Source organism: Paenibacillus sp. FSL R5-0908 (assembly GCF_038006245.1).
GTDB lineage: Bacteria > Bacillota > Bacilli > Paenibacillales > Paenibacillaceae > Paenibacillus_AQ > Paenibacillus_AQ odorifer.
Genome location: NZ_JBBOUV010000001.1, coordinates 2,713,926 through 2,732,510 on the forward strand (window position 1 = coordinate 2,713,926; position 18,585 = coordinate 2,732,510).

Annotated in this window: 16 protein-coding genes; 12 read left to right on the forward strand and 4 right to left on the reverse strand. The window is 39.2% G+C overall.

All coding sequences use genetic code 11. The features are described 5' to 3' along the window. Positions 1-61: 61 nt before the first annotated feature. From MKZ09_RS11830 to MKZ09_RS11850, 5 genes are all read left to right on the forward strand, one after another. Complete coding sequence (locus MKZ09_RS11830; protein WP_076204580.1) at positions 62-1,027, forward strand: hypothetical protein; 966 nt, start codon at positions 62-64, stop codon at positions 1,025-1,027. Then, positions 996-2,195 (forward strand): hypothetical protein, encoded by a 1,200-nt coding sequence (locus MKZ09_RS11835; RefSeq protein WP_076204577.1) that lies wholly within the window; start codon positions 996-998, stop codon positions 2,193-2,195. Before MKZ09_RS11830 ends, MKZ09_RS11835 begins: the two co-directional genes overlap by 32 nt. Positions 2,196-2,219: 24 nt before the next feature. Continuing rightward, positions 2,220-3,062, forward strand: a complete 843-nt coding sequence (locus MKZ09_RS11840; protein WP_076204574.1) for a hypothetical protein — start codon at positions 2,220-2,222, stop codon at positions 3,060-3,062. A gap of 239 nt (positions 3,063-3,301) precedes the next feature. Beyond that, on the forward strand, positions 3,302-6,214 hold the full coding sequence (locus tag MKZ09_RS11845; RefSeq protein WP_179089554.1) for a UvrD-helicase domain-containing protein: 2,913 nt from the start codon (positions 3,302-3,304) through the stop codon (positions 6,212-6,214). A gap of 31 nt (positions 6,215-6,245) precedes the next feature. Further along, positions 6,246-7,781 carry a hypothetical protein gene (locus tag MKZ09_RS11850; RefSeq protein WP_076204567.1) on the forward strand — a complete coding sequence of 512 codons (1,536 nt, stop codon included), beginning with the start codon at positions 6,246-6,248 and terminating at the stop codon, positions 7,779-7,781. A gap of 87 nt (positions 7,782-7,868) precedes the next feature. Here MKZ09_RS11850 and MKZ09_RS11855 read toward each other — a convergent pair whose 3' ends face one another. Then, positions 7,869-8,213 carry a helix-turn-helix domain-containing protein gene (locus MKZ09_RS11855; protein ID WP_076204564.1) on the reverse strand — a complete coding sequence of 115 codons (345 nt, stop codon included), beginning with the start codon at positions 8,211-8,213 and terminating at the stop codon, positions 7,869-7,871. Between the two features lie 142 nt (positions 8,214-8,355). Between MKZ09_RS11855 and MKZ09_RS11860 the strand changes: the two genes are divergently transcribed. The 4 genes from MKZ09_RS11860 to MKZ09_RS11875 all read left to right on the forward strand — a co-directional run bounded on the left by MKZ09_RS11860 (position 8,356) and on the right by MKZ09_RS11875 (position 13,442). Beyond that, complete coding sequence (locus MKZ09_RS11860) at positions 8,356-8,784, forward strand: hypothetical protein (protein WP_076204561.1); 429 nt, start codon at positions 8,356-8,358, stop codon at positions 8,782-8,784. Positions 8,785-8,789: 5 nt separating this feature from the next. Further along, positions 8,790-11,279 carry an AAA family ATPase gene (locus tag MKZ09_RS11865; RefSeq protein ID WP_076204558.1) on the forward strand — a complete coding sequence of 830 codons (2,490 nt, stop codon included), beginning with the start codon at positions 8,790-8,792 and terminating at the stop codon, positions 11,277-11,279. Positions 11,280-11,297: 18 nt separating this feature from the next. Beyond that, complete coding sequence (locus MKZ09_RS11870) at positions 11,298-11,609, forward strand: hypothetical protein (protein ID WP_076204555.1); 312 nt, start codon at positions 11,298-11,300, stop codon at positions 11,607-11,609. A 192-nt stretch (positions 11,610-11,801) separates the two neighbouring features. After that, positions 11,802-13,442, forward strand: coding sequence for an S-layer homology domain-containing protein (locus MKZ09_RS11875; protein WP_076204552.1), 1,641 nt, complete (start codon positions 11,802-11,804; stop codon positions 13,440-13,442). Between the two features lie 44 nt (positions 13,443-13,486). Here the strand turns inward: MKZ09_RS11875 and recJ are convergent, their stop codons facing one another. Beyond that, positions 13,487-15,139 carry a single-stranded-DNA-specific exonuclease RecJ gene (gene recJ / locus MKZ09_RS11880; RefSeq protein ID WP_081394259.1) on the reverse strand — a complete coding sequence of 551 codons (1,653 nt, stop codon included), beginning with the start codon at positions 15,137-15,139 and terminating at the stop codon, positions 13,487-13,489. A gap of 251 nt (positions 15,140-15,390) precedes the next feature. Here recJ and MKZ09_RS11885 point away from each other — a divergent pair, with 251 nt between their 5' ends. From MKZ09_RS11885 to MKZ09_RS11895, 3 genes are all read left to right on the forward strand, one after another. Further along, positions 15,391-15,933, forward strand: coding sequence for a hypothetical protein (locus MKZ09_RS11885; protein ID WP_076204549.1), 543 nt, complete (start codon positions 15,391-15,393; stop codon positions 15,931-15,933). A 156-nt stretch (positions 15,934-16,089) separates the two neighbouring features. Next, on the forward strand, positions 16,090-16,611 hold the full coding sequence (locus MKZ09_RS11890) for a DUF1643 domain-containing protein (RefSeq protein WP_076204546.1): 522 nt from the start codon (positions 16,090-16,092) through the stop codon (positions 16,609-16,611). 25 nt (positions 16,612-16,636) lie between these two features. Further along, a complete protein-coding gene (locus tag MKZ09_RS11895) occupies positions 16,637-17,317 on the forward strand; it encodes a hypothetical protein (protein ID WP_076204543.1) in 681 nt (226 codons plus the stop codon). 48 nt (positions 17,318-17,365) lie between these two features. On the opposite strand, the gene MKZ09_RS11900 is transcribed toward MKZ09_RS11895, so the two are convergent. Next, on the reverse strand, positions 17,366-18,214 hold the full coding sequence (locus tag MKZ09_RS11900; protein WP_076204540.1) for a GIY-YIG nuclease family protein: 849 nt from the start codon (positions 18,212-18,214) through the stop codon (positions 17,366-17,368). A 229-nt stretch (positions 18,215-18,443) separates the two neighbouring features. Then, complete coding sequence (locus MKZ09_RS11905) at positions 18,444-18,569, reverse strand: hypothetical protein (protein ID WP_256719203.1); 126 nt, start codon at positions 18,567-18,569, stop codon at positions 18,444-18,446. Positions 18,570-18,585 lie beyond the last annotated feature (16 nt).

Sequence of the window (18,585 nt, forward strand, 5' to 3'; positions counted from 1 at the left end):
TGAATCCTAATGCATCTGAATTGATATTTGGATTCTCATTTTGACGAGAAGAGGTATTTCTATGGATGATAGAGAAAGAGGACGTTTAGAATTAATTGATCAATTGAACTCGATACTTGTACTTGCAAAGGAAATTTTCAATAGAACAAATTATCGCTTTAATAGGGGAACTTATTTCGGAAAGACATGGTATGAGACGATGGAAGTTCTTCAGTCAGATGGACAAGCAACACAAGAATTAATGAAAGGATTAGCAAAAATTCTTGTTCCTCTGGAATCAATGCAAAACTTAAGAGGTATAAAGGAATATTTTGATCGAAATAATCCTAAGGCATGGGATGAGAAAGTTCAAAACTTAATTTCAGCTAAAAATGAAGAAGATTACGACAGTTTATGTTATGAGTTTTATATTGGCTCTACTCTTTCTCAAAATAAAACAATATATTTTTGTAATATGGATGCAAAAGGAGTCACACAAGAAAGCTTGTGCGAATATTTTGTCGAGCCTCGGTTATTTATAGAATGCAAAAATCTTTTTGGTACAACTAGGACGGCCGTTGAAAATAATATGAGAAGAGCAAACGCTCAAATCAGGAGTTCAATTGAGCAAATACCTACTCCCGATCCAGCTATTGGTGCAGCATTTATTGATTTGCCTGAGAGAATTAATATTGAGTCGGCTGATGAGATAAGATATAAAATGACTGAAGTAATCTCTCGATTAAGACAATGCAATTACATACACTTTTTAGGCGTTTCATTTATGAATATAATTGATAATCCTAATGATGCTGGGATTGATGTAATAAGTGAAATGAAACTTATAGTAAATCCTCAGTTTGCAGATTTAATCTTCGATGATTCAATAGTTAGCTTATTCGTTCCAACATTTAGATATGTAGCCATTCCTCATGATGGTGTATTTGATGTATTCGATTTTATTGATAAAAGAACTGTTAATTCTTTGAATTTTGATGAGTTCTTTGGAGTCAGAGATGATATTCCAAGTAGTCAACGAAATGACTAGGAGTGGCCATGGTGTTAAAAAAATGATATTTGTTGGAGTCTTTATTATTACACTGGCTGGTTGTCAGTCTAACGAACCTAAAAAGATTTCTGATTCAAAAGCACCGACAGTCCCCTCTGGAGTAACCGCCTTAATAACACCTGTACCTACGCCTATTCCACAAGAAAATGCTCTAAAGGGTTATTTATTTACAGAAGAGACAGGCTTGCTTTTTATTAGCTGGACCGAGCAGGAGCAAGAGTTAAACGGTACGATGCAGCGAACATCAAAAAGTAAAGAGGAAATCGAAACGGAATCGTATCCCTTTACAGGGGTGGTTAGTGACAAAAATATCAGTCTGAATTTTCAAGGTGGAATTTTCAGCAGTCTAAACGGGACAACGATAACTGGTACTTTTGATAAGGGTTTGTTAACTCTGTACTTCCCAAATCAAAAAGATGGAAGTTTATTGCCTGCTTCGTTCACTGCTGCAACTGTTGATGACTATAACCAGACAGTGAGTATCTTGCGAAACGAAATAGAGCAGAGTAAAGCCTTGGCGGCAAAGCAGAAGGAAGCTGAAGCGCAAGAACTTGCTAATAAAAAACAACAAAGTGCCGTGGAACATGCGAATCAACGCTTATCCGAAGCCATTCAACTGTTAAATAAAAATATGGAATCCAACAAGAATATTGCTAAGGAATTTGAGGCCGTATTTCAGAGTTATGAACAGCACTGGGGAGAAATGAAAGAGCATAAGCAGGATCTCCTCAACGCAGCTAAAGTTACGCCGCTCAATTTTGATCAGCTTTATATTGTTCAGGACAAGCTCTACATCCTTGGAAATGATGAATATCAAATTCAGAATGATGCTTATCAAATTGGAAATGTGGAATATGACTTTAATAATTATTTGGATGCTTTGAGGAGCCAAGAAGAGGGAATTAGGTTGGGGTGGGAACAGCTTCAAACAGCAGCAGCCCAAAATAGCTTAGGGACTCCGCTACCTAAACACACAGAGGTTGAGGTGAAAGGGTATCTAGAGGATGTAGAACAAGAACTGACTGAGGTAGAGTCCACTTTACTGAAAAAAAAGAAATCAGCTAGTGTGTATGATGAAAAAGCAAAAAACTTGCTACAAGAGATGACGGACTATGTTGATGGTTTAGTGGCTGTGGAGGATGAATAGCTAGGATAAATTGGAGGGTGAAGCGTGCTTACGATTGAAGAGTATATGGCTCGTAGGAAGAAAGAAGATCAGATAAACGAATTCAGTTTAAAGGATCGAACCGCTAACATGAAAATATGTGTCGATTATGTATTTGAGTATTTTAATCAGTACCTCGACATCACGAAAATGGATGAACAAACCATATTAAATGATGAGCGTCTGGACAAGTACAGAAAGAGTATATCTTTAATTGAGGTTCAAGATTGGTTAGTACAAATTTATGATGATCATAACAAGCAAATCGATCGTTCGATAGGACGCTCACTGAAAAAAGATGATTTATTTTTTCTATATAATACAGATAATGAATTTAGGAGTTCCTCCTATGAAATTTATGCACTTGTTATTAAAAAAAATCCTTTTTTAAAGGATCAGACTGAAATGCTATATAGATTCATTAAGGACTTCTATCAGATTCAAAGCCAACCCAGGGGTACAGAGTTTCAGATAAAGATTTCTGATGAAGTGGATCTCTGGATAGAAGAGACGTGGAAAAAGTATAATGTTAACCTGTATGCTTTCTGTTCTCATTGGGTTGAACACTTTTTTGATCATGATGAGTATTGGCCGCGATCGCATAAAATAAAAAGTAATGAACAATGGATTAAGTACAATTATGATTTTAAGCAGAAGAACAATTTGTTCAATTTAAACACGCTTTATCCGCGTATTTCAGGGAAACCTTTTATAAAAGGGAAGAAGCAGTATTTAGAAAACTTGATGATGTATTTTTGGCTTCATAGTATTGTGAATGATGATGATAATTATTGGGATGAATATATGGACAAGTATTCTAAAACCGCAAATGAAAAAGCGAACTCGTAAAAAAGTTTGCTTTTTTATTTATCTATATCAGGGTATATAACATCCATTTGTCGAACGATAGCTTTTGTAATATTATTCATGAGTGTATTAGCCTTAAATTTGGTACTATTATCTATGGAAAATAATTACGCTTAGTTCAATAAGCATGAAGGGTAATGTGATATATTTTGATTTCATGGATAAGAACTTATTTTAAAAATCTTAATTGGAATAAAATGTTGGAGCAGCTTGAATATCAAATGAAGCTTAATGCAGGTTCAGATGTAAGGTTACAGAAACGATTTGAAGAAATATCCTCGCAGAGATTCTATATTTCTGAAGAGCAAATCACTAATGCGACATCAAAACATTTGCATCAATATTATGCTCAAGACCTTCCGTACACCATCAACCCTTTACTTGATAACTATTTTAAGGCGGTACCCATCGAACGTAATCTTGATCCTCGATATGTGAAAATAAAAGCCCTTTTTCAAACTCAAAAAGAAAAATACTGGAGTATGTATTACAATTTACGCACCACTACTGAGCAAATCAATGAAGAGATTGCATCACAAACGGAACGTACTGCGACATTTTTGTTGGATGTAGGGAATGCACGTAAGGAATATTTCACACACTCTGTAGCTGAGAAACTGACTTCTCAGTATAAAGATACATTTGACTACTTCAGCTCAGGGGATGTCAGTGGGATCTCCCAATCGACGACCGACAGCATCAATGTTTATAGAGGCCTAACCAAGTTTCGATCGGATTGGAATAAAAAATTCATCCAGAGAGAGTTATTGGAGGCCGAGAAATTACTTAGCGATATTGATGGGAAGTCCCTGGATAACCAGCAGCGGGTTGCTGTCGTCACCGATGAGGATAGCAACTTGGTGTTAGCTGGAGCGGGAAGTGGGAAGACGCTCACGATTGCGGGTAAGGTGAAGTACTTAGTGGAACACAAGGGCGTAAAGCCCGAAGAGATTCTGCTCATTTCGTATACCAAGAAATCAGCTTTAGAAATGACGGAGAGGATCGAACACCGTCTTCACCTCCCTGTTTCCGTAAAAACCTTTCATGCCTTGGGCCTTGAGATTATTGCGAAGGATCGACAAGCCAAACCTGATATTTTTAGCGACCTTGCGGGAGTTATACAATCGTATATGAAGGATAAGATATTTGAAGAAGGTCAGCAGATTAAACACCTTATCGAATTCTTCGGCTATTACCTTAGTATTCCTAAAGATTATTCTGAGTTTGAGAATTTGGGGGAGTACCATGACTTCCATCGCAACCTAGATTTTGAAACCTTAAAGGGGAAAATATCGAAAACGGATTATGTTGATCATGCGGTGAAAGCGCAAAAGGGTAAATTAAAAACCTTGGCAGGTGAAACGGTAAAGAGTTTTGAAGAGACGTTGATTGCGAACTTCTTATTCCTGAATTCAATCGATTATGAATATGAGCGGGACTATCCGCTTGATACCCGAACGGAACAGTATCGCCAGTACAAACCCGATTTCTACTTACCCGCGTATGATCTCTACATTGAGCATTTTGGAGTAGATGAAAAGGAACGTACGCCTTGGCTAAGTGAAATAGAAGAGCGGAAGTATCTAGAAGGAATGGAGTGGAAGCGACAGCAACACGCTTCACAGGGGACGACGCTGATTGAAACGTACTCATACTTCAATAAACAGGGAGTGCTCCTAGAGAAGCTACGGGAGCAGTTACAGGTCCACAAGGTAAAGTTTCAAGAAGCCGATTATCTGTCGATTTTTGATAGTGTTTATAAAGAGAATCAAGATAAATACTTTAAGGAGTTTGTGAAGCTGCTATCGACCTTTATTAATTTGTTTAAATCCAGTGGTTATGAGGTAGGTCAATTCGAGTCATTTGTTCAGCAAAACCAAACGAAAGCCGAAATTCCTTTTTTGAAAAGGCGGACGGAGCTATTCTTATCGTTGGTGCGGCCGATTTACAACTATTACGAAATTCATTTGAAGAAGATAAGTAGTATCGATTTTAATGATATGGTTAACCAGGCTACTGATATTGTTAGGAAAAATAAGCCTTACTTTCCCTACGCTTATATTATCATTGATGAATATCAGGATATTTCAAAAAGCCGCTTTGCTCTGGTTCAGGCGATAAGAGAGCAGACGAAAGCCAAAGTCATGTGTGTTGGAGACGATTGGCAGGGGATTTATCGCTTTGCGGGTTCGGACCTACAGCTCTTCACCCACTTTGGTCAGTATTTTGGAGCCCATGAGTTGATGAAGATCGAGCAAACATATCGGAACTCGCAGCAGCTTGTAGATGTAGCTGGCCGCTTTGTGATGCGAAATAAAAACCAGTTACGAAAAGAACTGAAATCCATTCATCAAAATCCAGAACCTATTCAAATCTTAGGGTTCCAAAAAGACAAAGCGGTAGCGCTGTGCGTAGCCATTGAACGTATTATAAAGGACTTTGGAAAAAGAGCGAAGATCCTTTTGCTCGGTCGAAATGGGTTTGATATTAATTTTTTGGACGATGCGCCTGAATTTCTTTTGAATACTGATAAGACTCAAATTACCTATTCGAAGTACCGAGAGCTTCAGATCTCGTTTTTGACAACCCATAAATCCAAGGGGCTAGAAGAAGATCATGTTATCTTGCTGAATGCGGAGAACAGTCTCGTGGGATTCCCGAATAAAATCGCGGATGATCCTGTGCTAGGCTGGGTACTGACCGATCAAGAGGTATTTGAATTTGCGGAGGAACGACGTCTGTTTTATGTGGCGTTAACGCGCACACGAAACTCCGTTTATATTCTAGCCTCTGAGCAGCGAATGTCTGTTTTTGTGAAGGAACTGATCGAGAAGGATAAGATTCCGTATGAATTGGTGACACAAGAAGAGAGCGTAGCGGAGAATCCAAAGTGTCCCAAATGCAAAACGGGATATTTAACGCGTAGGATGAATAATACAACGTTTTTAGGTTGCACAAATTATCCTGGCTGTAAATACACTAATGGACATGTAGAGATTTTGAAAAAGCCAAGAGTATGTCCAAGGTGTGGAGGGTTTTTGGTCTATAGAAAAGGTTCGCGAGGGCCGTTCTATGGATGTACGAATTTTAAACACAATTGCCGCTATAGCGAAGACTATAAATTTGTGAAATAGAAAAATATTTAGAGGTAGAGGTGAATATATTTTGAAAATTAAAAACCCTTTTAGTAATAGTAGATTTGACAGAGTTGAAAAATTGCAGCGTAAGATCTCAAAAAAATTAATTATGCTAAAACCCTACTTGAAAGAGCGGAATAAACATGATTTTTTAGCAAGTTTGTATCATGGTCTTCACTATTCAAGTATTAATGAGGACATATCAATACCTAGTGGTGTTCAAGTTGATTTACTTTCCATCACAGTTGTGGACTTGGTTTTAGTTGAAGAAATACCTGAAATTAGAAATGGGATAAAAAGATTATTGAAATTGTACCCTGCTAGGTTTAGTTTTAATAATCCAAATCATGTTGATGAAACTTTTGATAATTATTTAAATAACATTCATGGATCACGATGGAGCAATCTAGGCAACATTCAGTTTGAAGAGAACATAAAGATTGGTAAACTGTTACATAGTATTAATATACAGTCAACGCAAGTGTCTTCATCAATTATAGCTATTCAGTATCGTTTAATTCCATCAGATGCATATTTAATGGAATTAAGTCAAATTATCAATCAGAATGAAGTAGAGGAAATTGTTTTCAAACCAAGCATTAAGAAAATATTTAAATATTGGGGAAGTTCTCATTATGATGCGACATACGTTAAAAGAAGAAAAATTGAAGATTATATACTTGAGTTAAAATGGAGTTTTTTTTCATTTCTTGGTAGTAATCATATATCATCTTTCTTTTATAAAAATAAGATTAATTCTCCAAGTGTGTTAGTTTATAAAATAAAACAAGAATATTGCTCATGGGAAAATAGAAATTATGAGCATCAATTTTGGGATTCAATAGGATTACCAATGAGATATGTTGAACACAGTATTTCTGAAGATGGTTTTTGGCAGCTATATGCAGATAGTTTATCAGATTCCAATATTGATGATTCTATTAAAATCACATGTAATTCTCTAATTGAATTAGATTCTGGGTACACTGATCTAGATCATCAAATTATTATTCAATCAGATGATCTAATAAAAGGTTTGTTATCCATGTTAGCTATCAGAAGATATACATTATTTATGAGTAAACAAATTGCTGTATTCAGGGTCAGCATATTTAAGTCAATTCAGAATAAAAAAATCAAGTACAAAAATATTCTTAAACAAAGACTGACAATCGAGAGAAATGGACATATGCTAAATAGAATTAAAAGTGAAATACAGAGTGGTGATTATCAAAATAGAGCAGCTAGGATGCAACTTTTATCGATTAAGTGGGAGCCAGCAGATTCGAAACTTTATAGAGGAAATTGGGTTAAGAATATTGTAGCGAATGCGGAGCATCTAGTTAATGAGACATATCGACATTCTGAGTCATTAGTCAAGATGATCGATACCACTCTAGAAATACTAACAATTCAGACGAATTTTTCATTACAACGCAGAACAATTATCTTAACAATTGTTACTATTTTTCTTGCAATAGTAACAATTTATATGACTTATTATCAAATAACTCAAGAGTCGCTGATAGATCTACTAGATCGAATGATGAACTTATTAAGTTAGATATTCCTATATCAAAGATTTGATATTTTTATGATTTTAAACTGATTTAAAATTAAAATAAACGCAGTTGGCAACAGCCAACTGCGTTTATTTTCTCATTTGCTTAAGTATTTCACTAAGGAGAGGCTTAAGCTTCAGAATAGTCTGAAGATCTTGCATATAAAGTACTTCGATAATTTTCTGAATCTCTTTCATTTTTTCACTTTGAATTAGTTGAGAAGCATCTAAATATGTGAAAAATTGAAAGACATTTACCTCTAAGGCGTGGGCAATTCTCTCTAAAGTTTGAAGTGAAATATTTTTTTGACCACGTTCTATACGGCCAATATAACTATACGAAACACTGATTTTCTCACCTAACTCTTCCTGGGTCCACTGCTTCTCCAACCTTACTTCGCGTATTCTCTGTCCAATCGCTTCTAATATATCCATACGTCCCTCCCACTCTTGAGTCTAAAGAAATAATCTGTTCACAAAAACGGACTGATAGGAACATTTTTAAATATGGAACCTCATAGGAACATTGTGATACACTAGTTGGGAATTGAAGGAATATGACCAAGGAGGACATCGGATGGAGTGTTACAAACACCAGGGAATAGGGGCAGTTGTGCAGTGTCATAGCTGCGGAAAAGGGATGTGTTCCGCTTGTTCGGAACGATTTACGGTCATGCAATGTGAGAAGTGCTTACTGGAGAGTAACGAGCGTGTTCAACAACGAATCATAGGTAGCTTTGTGATTGCATTTGTCTTTGCTGCGCTGGGCGTATACGGAGGTGTGACATCAGCATCAGGAATAGGGGAGAAGTTGGGTTACGCATACCTTGGTTTTAGTTTGCCATGGGCATATCGCATGTTTGGCACCTTCCTGTCGAATCCATTTCGGGCGATATTGACGTTATTGGTTGGCTGGATCATTGCTCCGTTTTCGATCGTGAAGACGATAAAAGAGTGGAAAGTGGTTCAAGAAACCCGACGAGTGATACGCCAGAACGAAGGATAAGACATATGAAAATAAACGTAGATCGCCTACTCATCGTATCCAATCGTTTAATTTTAGCGTTAACACTCACTTATGCATTCATGGCCTTGTTAGGTCTATTTTCCGCTGATCCTGCGGTGGAGCACGCGGAAATGCTTTTTGCTTGTTATGGTTCAACGGCGCTCTTCTTGTTTTTGTCAGGACCCTCTTTTCATCGGCGAATGGCAGAAGGATGCGCAATTATTGCTTATGGAATTCTTGCCTTTAGCGTAGGGTTCGCCCTATTAGGTTTGACAATGGCAATAGCGGCTGCTGCTGTTGCTATCGTGATCGCAACAGCAAGGCAACGATATCAAAATCTTGACTCTACGTTTCTTACAGGGTTGATGCTTTCCTACTGGATCGTCATGTATGGTTTTTCAGTGATGCTCATGAACAAGGTAGAGCTGATCGGCAGTGGCTGGGATGTGCTCGTGTATCCGTTCTTTGTTGATTCTGTGGAAAACATTGCGCTTAGCTGGCGGGGGCTTTTCATTTTGCTCGGGGGTTGGTTATTTGCGCGGTTTATGAACCGCGCGAGAATGGCTGCCTATCAGGCAGCAAAATCCCCTCAGAAGGAAGCACCTGAACAGGTCATTACACTGGCTCCTTCACGCCCTGTTCAGCGCACGGTAGCGCCATCACAGACTCAAAAAACAGCGGCCAAGGCTTCCGCGCTTGCAAAGCCAGCACCGCCTGAGCAGCAAGTGTATGAAGAGGATGAGGACGAGGAAGCTCTAATAGAAGAAAATCCATATGAAGAAGAAGATGAGAATGAAAGTCCTCATGATCGTGAGGAGGTACTGCAAGAAGCACTTGCAACACTGGACCAGATGGTGGGGCTAGCTCCGCTAAAGGCTGAAATTCAAAGCTTTATTAAGCAAATGCAGGGACACCTGATTACTCAGCGACTGGGAAAGATCACTTCGACGAAACCCACGTTACATATGATCTTTTCAGGGCCTCCAGGCACAGGCAAGACGGAAATGGCGCGTATCATGGTCGATTTATTGTATGGAATGAACTTGATTGAAGAGCAGGTGTTGATCGAAGCCGATCGGTCTAGCATTGTCGGTACTCACGTCGGTGCCACAGAAGAGAATATGATCGATCTGCTTGAACAAGCTTGGGGCGGGGTTTTGTTTATTGATGAAGCGTATGCGCTAGCTAAATCGGACTCCCCGAGCGATTTTGGCCAAGAAGCAATTGATGTACTTATCAAAGCGATGGAAGATTACCGAGAGGATATTGTCGTTATTATGGCAGGCTATGCTAGCGATATGGAACGGTTCCTGGATCGAAACCAAGGCTTTCGCTCCCGTGTGCCGTACACCTTTGCATTTTCAGATTACACGCCTCTGGAGATTGGACAGATCGTGTTCACGATGCTACAAGCCAAAGGCTACGATTGCCACTTAATTAAAGATGAGTTCCAAGAGATCGTAAACTTCTGCCACCGTAACGGAGTGATCCAAGGGAATGGCCGCTGGGCACGCAATTTCGTGGAGCGCGTCATTAAAGAGCACAACGAACGCGTGTCAGCCGAAAATACCGATCGGTATATCGGAAAAATCTTGCCAGATGATCTACGACTAGCCGCAGGTATGCCTCGAAAGTACGGAAAACAAGAGATTGATCCTGCGGCTATCGGTAAGCGCGAGCTCCGCGACGAAGCGATGCAAGAACTTCACGCCATGGTTGGACTATCTTCGCTGAAAGAGGAGATCCAAAGCCTCCTCCATCACGTGGAATTGGAACAAAAACGGATGCAGCAAGGATTAACCATGGAAAAGATTAGCATGCATATGATGTTCGAGGGTTCACCAGGTACAGGGAAGACGACAGTTTCGCGCATTATCGGGAAGTTTTTGAACGGACTGGGTCTACTTGCTAATGGCCATGTAGTAGAGACAGATCGTGCGGGCATCGTTGGCCGCTATATCGGCCACACCGAGGCAAACATGAAAGAATTAATCAATCGCGCGAAAGGAGGCATCCTCTTTATTGATGAAGCCTATGCTTTAGCACGCTCCGAATCTCCAAATGATTTTGGTCGCGAAGCCATCGATGTCCTCGTCAAGGCCATGGAAGATCAGCGCGGTGACCTCGTGGTCATATTGGCAGGCTACAATAAGGAGATGCAAGAACTGCTTTCCTTAAATCCAGGACTACATTCACGAATCCCGTTTCGCTTTACCTTTACTGACTATGCGGCGAATGAGATCGTCGACATCGTAAAACGTTCGTTTTCTTCCAAGCAGTTTGTCCTGACGGCAGAAGCCGTAGAGGCATTAGAGCAACAGACGTTTGCTCTTGCTGCCCAAGCGGGCGGTGTGCTGGAGGGCAACGGCCGCTGGGCACGTAACCTCGTCGAGAAGGTGCGAATGGCCCAAAACAACCGCCTCGCGCTTTCGCGCAGCCAGGATCTCATGGTCATTGAAGCTGAGGATATGGTGGCAGCGTTCCGTCACATGTAAAGCAAGGAGGGAAGAGATTTGGCGCTGTTTGAATATTTTACAGCAAAGCTAGCAAAGAAGGCTTTGACTCCAGTTGAGGCCGTCACGACTCATACGGCGAAAGCCGTTGCAGGCGAACTGGTGAAAATTCCGTTCGCGATCCTAAAGGCAATCGTCGTCGGTATTCTAAAATGGGCGCTCTGGACGTTTAATGAACTGGTTCCTTCGTGGATACGCGTCCTTCTGTTTGTTGTCTTCCTTTACTTTTTGGTTTCAGCAATCCGCGATTTTATTGCTTACGGTGGATTCCCTCAAATTGTGGATGAAGTTGTCCATCAACTCACACAGTAGCAAGACATATTAGATCACGTATTAGCCGCCGTCATGGGGGGATTTCCACTGCGTTTTGGCCAAAGGCAATGTTAGAGCTTAAAGTGGATTATGAAACGTTAAAGCCCTCGATGATGCGGTCCGATATTTTTACACAGAATACGCTGTAACGCGAGATTAGGCAGTATGTATACGCAGAGACGGAGGTAAAGCATGAACTTTAGAATCAAACGTTTGGTGATTCTTTTATGTAGCATCCTATTATTTCTTCCGTTCTATCCTCCAGCGGCCGCAGCCGATTCGGCGACAGTCAGCCCAAGATTTATACAAATCTCCAGTCAATCCGCAGGTCATGCCTTGTTACTAAAAGATGATGGTACGGTATGGGCTTGGGGACAGAATGAAAAAGGGCAATTGGGAGATGGAACGACTACCTTCCGATCTACCCTTATCCAGGTGAAGGGCTTGCCGAAAGTTAAACAGGTTCTCGCTTCGATGGAGTTTTCCGCTGCACTAGCTGAAAATGGGGATTTGTACACGTGGGGGGATAATCAATACGGTCAATCGGGTCAAATGGATGCGAAGTATGTACTCATTCCGACGTTCCTCATGTCAGATGTCGCTTATGTTTCATTCCCAAACAGGCAGGATGCATTAGTCCTGAAGACGGATGGTTCGATTTGGGGGTGGGGGTGGGCTGCTGCTGGGCCTAATCCTGCGGATATTTTCGGAAATAGTCCGATGAATGCTCATTTTCCGATCGAATACACACCGAATCATCAATTTTTATCTTTAGTGAAAGATTACTTGGCCGCACCTGATGGCGAAGTTGTCCAATACATTGCCTCTGGCAGAGGCTATCAACTACAACCTCAGCTCAAGAATAAGCGTGTCGTCGGTGCAAGCTGGAGCTATGTTTTGTTAGGCGACGGGGTAATCTATACGCGGAAAACCCAAACCAGCTTTTTTCGTTTTTCCAACATGAGTAATTTTGTTTCTCTAAAAGGTGATGACCCACACGGAGCACTAGATACGTCAGGTAACCTCTGGATGTGGGGAGATAATGGGTTTGGACAATTAGGTAACGGAAAAGTAGTGCGTGTAGGTCCTAATTCCAACGAAAAAGTATTGTATAAATCACTCACTAAAGTAGTCGATTATGCTGTGAATGATGCTTCTACGTATGCGATTCGATCGGATGGAACGGTGTGGGGCTGGGGGAGCTTTCCTATTAACAATGAACGAGTGGCAATGAACCGACAGGTATATCCCAAGTGGCTATTCGATGCGAACGGTGATCTGCATATCTCCACCCCGTCTGTGCCCTTCGGCGATTTGAAGGGACATAAGGATGAACAAGTGATTCGAAGTTTATTGGCGAAGGGAATCATTAAAGGATATGAAGACAATACCTTTCGACCAACGGATATTATCACCCGTGAAGAATTTATCCAATGGATCGTGGTTTCGCAAGGATGGCCGCATTCCAAAAAAACAACGGCTTATGGTGATGATATGCCTGTTAACCACTGGGCAAATGAATACATCGCGGCTGCACTTGACCACGGTGTCCTCAAATTAACAGATATGAGTCTACTTTATCCTGATGAAGCCTTAGGCCGACTTGAAATGGCCCTTTGGGCAGGGCGGGCTTTAAAATTGAAAGGCGAATCTCCAAAAATTAAAATTGTGGATCGGAATTCAGATTGGGATTGGTGGAGTCCTGAGATCGTTCAGGCGGTGGTCAATAGAGGGATTGTTCGCCTAAATAGTAAAGGAGCTTTGGATTATTCGGATACAACTCGGGCAGATGCCGCATTCACCATTTATAAAATGATGCAGATTAAGAAGTAATGAAAACGGACGCCTCAAGTATGAGGGTCCGTTTTCATTTTTTGCTAGAGCACATTTAAATCGTTTACAATAAAATCCTTCTTTTGATAGGAGTTTGGAGTGTACAGAATTTCCATGTGGCGGCTTTGGGCATTTGGAAATAAAGGAGCTTTAAAAAAGGCGAGCGCCTTTTTTCGATGGAAGTGAAGGGAAGCGTGAAGTTGGTCTCGCCCGAACAATTCCACCTGATACTGGTTTGGGTTTGCTGAACTGTAGAACAGAGGCTTTTCATTTCCGATTCCAAACGGCTCCATCATTCGGAAATGATCGAAGAACTCATCATCGAACTGTGGGATGGACAGCTCGTGATGATACCTTTTAATTGGCTGAATGAGGTTTTGTTTAAGAGCGCCTGTTTGGATCGCATTCGTAAAACTTAGGAGTTGACTAGGCTCCAGGGATAGCCCTGCGGCAGCCAGATGCCCACCATAGGTCTTTAAGTATTGGCTACAACTTTGAATGGCTCCTACAATAGAAAAGTTCGTGTTCGGTACCGAACGTGCAGAGCCCTTTCCACGATTCGTAAATACGATTGCAGGCTTTTTATACTTTTCGGTAATTTTGGCGGCTAATATCCCAATTAACCCCTCATGTAGTTCATCCATGACGACAATCAAATTTTTCTTATAAAGATGCTGCTTTTGAATAATCTGATCAACCTGTTCAAACTGAATCTCTGTCATATATTTTCGTGTTTCATTTAATTCAATAAGAGTGATCAGATCCTTTTCATCATTTGTATCAGTGATGAGCAACTTTACCGCGAAATTGGGATCGCCAATTCGGCCGCAGGCATTAAAGAGAGGTCCGATAAGAAACGAGAGGATAGAGCTATCCATCTCTGTAATTCGTAGGAGTTTAAAAAGCTGTTTAAATAAAGGTGAAGGGTTTTCGTTCATTTTGTGTATCCCCAGCTTCACTAGCGCTCGGTTTTCCCCAATGAGCGGCATTAAATCTGCAACGGTGCCCAAGGCAACGAGTTCTATATACTCCCAGGCATGTCTAGTCCAATCGAGGTCTTTCCGTATGGCAAACAGTGCCTGTACAACTTTAAAGGCAACCCCAGCTCCGCATAAATGGGTACAAGGATAGGTGTCGTCTTCTCGTTTTGGATTGATAAAGGCATAGCATTTAGGAAGTTCGCCCGTGATCTCGTGATGATCGGTTACAATAACGTCGATTCCCTTGACTACCGCAGCGGCTAAAGCCTCATGCGAATTCGATCCATTGTCGACCGTGATGATGAGAGCAGGGTTTTCTGCTGCTGTTATTCTCTCAACGGCTTCTGCTGTGAGCCCGTACCCTTCCGAGCGAGTGGGAACCCTTACGAAAACATTTCCTTTAAGAAAGCAGAGTGCTCGATATAGCAGCGCACTTGACGTCATCCCATCTGCATCGTAATCGCCAAAGATGCAAATTCGTTGACCAAGCACCATAGCTTTATAGAGGCGATACACTACTTTTTTCATATCTTTAAAGAGGTAGGGATTGTGCAAATCGGATAAGCTGGGGTAGGCATAAGTGTAATACAGATCTTCATTTGTTATGCCAGCGGTAAGAAGAACCTTTGTTAGAAAAGGGGGAAGCAAAAACTGGCGGGCGTAATACTGGACCATTCCAGGCGAAAATTGATCTGTGTCTTGTAGCTGCCACTGCAAGTGCAACACCTCCAATTCACGGTATTGCCAATTATTCAAATAGGTATAACAAATTTCGCAAATGTGAACGAAATGTTTCACTTTAATTAACAATGCAATTGAGCTATTTGAGGGAAATTTGTCGAAATAATGAATAAAAAGGAAATAGAGGGTTAGTCGCCGAAATATAATATGTTCAATAAAAAGCACTTTGAATTGGTTGTTTCATATATCAAATGCTAAATGTGAGCTGTCATTAAGGAGGAATTACAATGATTCCCGAAAGAGAAGAAATAATGAGAAGCTTAGCGAGGCATTATTATTATTTCCTAAATCGACTTCCTTTTGAGGACAAAATTTATATGAATTCAATGAGAGAGGCCCGAAATAAATTTTTAGCGAATTGCCATATTACATTAATAAAGCCTCATTTGCCAAAGAAATATAACAACTGGCGATATAGCACGGATTACGTCAGTATGAATGCATTAGAGCGCTTAATGAATAGAAAATGGGAAAGTAGCGAATTGGTTTATGAACATGTAATTCCTAAAAAGAACTATATCATTAATGAATGTGAAGCCAAAGCACGAGATGAATCTTTAACGGAGGACTTTATTTATCAAATATTAATAAAAAAATTATGGACTGCAACTATAAACAAAGAAGAAAACTTGAAACTAACAAAAATGTCGCTAAGATCAAAAATGCCAAATAACTGGGATGAAGAAGATGTCATGGCCCGTTACAAGGCGGCAGGAATTCAATTAATTCCCCATGAAAAAAATTGTTATTTTAAAGATGTTATATTGTAGTTTATTATTTGGAGATTTACATGAATTTCTATAATCATTAAGACCATATCAATTTGAATAAAGTAAATCCAAACTATTACACAGAGATATCTGATGAATTTATATTAAACGATAATAAAAATATAAAAGCGTTTGATTGGAGATGTAATCCTATCCATGATTCCTAAAATTAGTGAAAGTACTATTACATCTAGAGCGATATTCTCAGATAATGGTGAATACAGATACAGACTTTCAAGAACATGGGATGAAGAGAAGAAAAAAGGTGTTCTTCTTATGCTCAACCCAAGCAAAGCCACTGAACTTTTAACCGACAGAACGGTAATGAATGTGACGAATTTCTTAATCAATGCTGGGTACGGTGGTATTGAAGTCATAAATTTATTTTCCTATATGACCCCTGATACTAAAAACTTGCGGAATAGGGACCTTAATTATGAACGGTATAATGATAGTTATATTCTTGATGTTGTAAGTTGTGTGGAAAATCCTATAGTTATTATAGGGTGGGGATCTGACTCAAGTAAATACATCACAAGGAAAAGACAAGTTGAAAAATTGATAACTCTATATGCAGATAAACTCAAGTGTTTTCAAGATAAGAATAAAAGAAAACCTAGACACCCTCGTGATTATACAGGAGAATGGACTTTAGTCGATTATGATTTAGTGTTTTAAACCATAAATGGTGGAGGCTTGGATTTTGAGTATACCTAATATCCCAATAGAGACAGTAAGCCGTATTTTAGAACGGAATTTAAGTAAAATTGAAAAAATGGAGTCAAACGTTAAGATAGGAAGAATGATAAGTGCAGTAACAATTCTTCCTATGATAATAGCCTTACTTAGCTTGGCCGCCTATTCCACCTACAATGTATCAGGTATTACGTATACTCCATGGTTGTTTGTTTTTTTATTGATTCCATTATTATGTTTTGTTTTCTTTTTACACAAAAGAAATCGAAAAATGACAATGGTCAGCCTAGCTATTTTTGTTATTTTGTTTTTCTTCACTTCAGCAGTCAATGCTATTAGGGTATTTGATTTGATATTTCCGTTTGATATCAAAACAGTCGACCCATCACTTCCTGGCTTTCTATGTCTGTTTATAGGACTATGTGTTATTACATGCATACTTTTGTGGATCATAGTTCAATTTACGGTTGAGGAGATACAATCTAGATACTTTAAAAATGTAATTTTAGAAATTCAGTTAATCGGAGAATCACCTCAGTTATTCAAGTTAATAAATATTACTCATCGCGGAGATTATATTGTTAATTCTATTGGAAATAAAAATTATAATACGAAAGAGTCTCTACTTAATCGGAAAAATATTATGAAGATAACGTACATAGCTGAAAAAGAAAATAAGGATGAATAAATGAATACAAGTTCCTGAAAATTAGATGCTTTAAAAATGAGTATTAGCTTAGTTTGCATTCAGTCCGAATGCACGTGATCCTAACTTTTGTTTGTATATATTTTCATAAGCAATTACCTGTACTGGTGTCATTGATATTGGCAGTGTGTGTAAGATTGAAAATTGAAATGTTTTATGTCTATTCGGATCAATCTGCAAAAGTTGAATTAAGGAAAGGTTGTTTCCATGTTGAGTTTCTACATAACTTCTCCATCTACCTAAGATACCATTCTGACCGTAAGCCGACCCGACATATTGATTGCCTGTTACTCCATCCAAAATTAAATAGATTCCTGCAACAGAAGAGAGCATAGTATGCCAAATTCGATGAGCATCTGGATTAAGAATGATTTTGCTTAATTCTTCAAAAGATACAATCAGTTCTAAAAAACCTGGAAAATCTTTTGTATATCCTTTAGGTAGTATTTCCACGACTTCTCTTGGTTGATATTCTTTTAACCAATTATGCCAGATTCTCGTTCCCCAATTAATAACCAGACGATCGATTAGGTCTGTCAGTAAATCTATTTTTTCAAAGGTGTAAAAATAGCGATCCTTTTGCAAAGTTTCAGGATATGGATAGTCTTGGGGGATATATATTTTGGTAGGGTCAAACATTTGATAATTAATTTTTCGATATGCCCCAACGAATACTGCCTTTCTTCCTACATCACCTAAAAAGGACAATATATAATCACAATCTTTAAATACGTGTTTATGCTGAATACTTTGGTAAAATTCTAACATTCCTTTCTTATATAATAGTGTAGTATCGCATGCTGAATTTTGGTGCCGAATGACTTTGATTGCTTGCGTAGTATCGAAACCCCTCATTTTTAGTAATTCAGTAAGATTCATTTTTTCTCCTTCCACATTTTGAATGTATTTGTCTCAATAAATCATCCACTACTTTTATTATAATATGGTTATGATTGTGTAGGAATTGTTGTAATGCACTACAAAGCGGACATTCACTCAAGAATGTCCGCTTTGTCTGTATATATTTATTTTTGTGGCGCATTTGTCCTAAAAGGACAAATGCGCCGATTGATTATGGACTCAAGAATATGCTTTAGTTAAAGCGGTGTTATTCTTTCTTTTTAGAGCGGTTGCCAATTTCAATAGTGATTTTCGCTCGAATCCAAAAACTCGTTTTCAAAATCGTAAAGATCATCGCAATAACCAATAACAAGTTACTTCCAATAATAATCATGTATGTCCTCTCCTTA

Excerpts from the sequence above, each read along its gene's own strand:
- MKZ09_RS11830 (WP_076204580.1), top strand. The coding sequence starts at position 62 with ATGGATGATAGAGAAAGAGGACGTTTAGAATTAATTGATCAATTGAAC.
- MKZ09_RS11835 (WP_076204577.1), top strand. The coding sequence starts at position 996 with ATGATATTCCAAGTAGTCAACGAAATGACTAGGAGTGGCCATGGTGTT.
- MKZ09_RS11845 (WP_179089554.1), top strand. The coding sequence starts at position 3,302 with ATGAAGCTTAATGCAGGTTCAGATGTAAGGTTACAGAAACGATTTGAA.
- MKZ09_RS11855 (WP_076204564.1), bottom strand. The coding sequence starts at position 8,213 with ATGGATATATTAGAAGCGATTGGACAGAGAATACGCGAAGTAAGGTTG.
- MKZ09_RS11860 (WP_076204561.1), top strand. The coding sequence starts at position 8,356 with ATGGAGTGTTACAAACACCAGGGAATAGGGGCAGTTGTGCAGTGTCAT.
- MKZ09_RS11865 (WP_076204558.1), top strand. The coding sequence starts at position 8,790 with ATGAAAATAAACGTAGATCGCCTACTCATCGTATCCAATCGTTTAATT.
- MKZ09_RS11875 (WP_076204552.1), top strand. The coding sequence starts at position 11,802 with ATGAACTTTAGAATCAAACGTTTGGTGATTCTTTTATGTAGCATCCTA.
- MKZ09_RS11885 (WP_076204549.1), top strand. The coding sequence starts at position 15,391 with ATGATTCCCGAAAGAGAAGAAATAATGAGAAGCTTAGCGAGGCATTAT.
- MKZ09_RS11890 (WP_076204546.1), top strand. The coding sequence starts at position 16,090 with ATGATTCCTAAAATTAGTGAAAGTACTATTACATCTAGAGCGATATTC.
- MKZ09_RS11900 (WP_076204540.1), bottom strand. The coding sequence starts at position 18,214 with ATGAATCTTACTGAATTACTAAAAATGAGGGGTTTCGATACTACGCAA.
- MKZ09_RS11905 (WP_256719203.1), bottom strand. The coding sequence starts at position 18,569 with ATGATTATTATTGGAAGTAACTTGTTATTGGTTATTGCGATGATCTTT.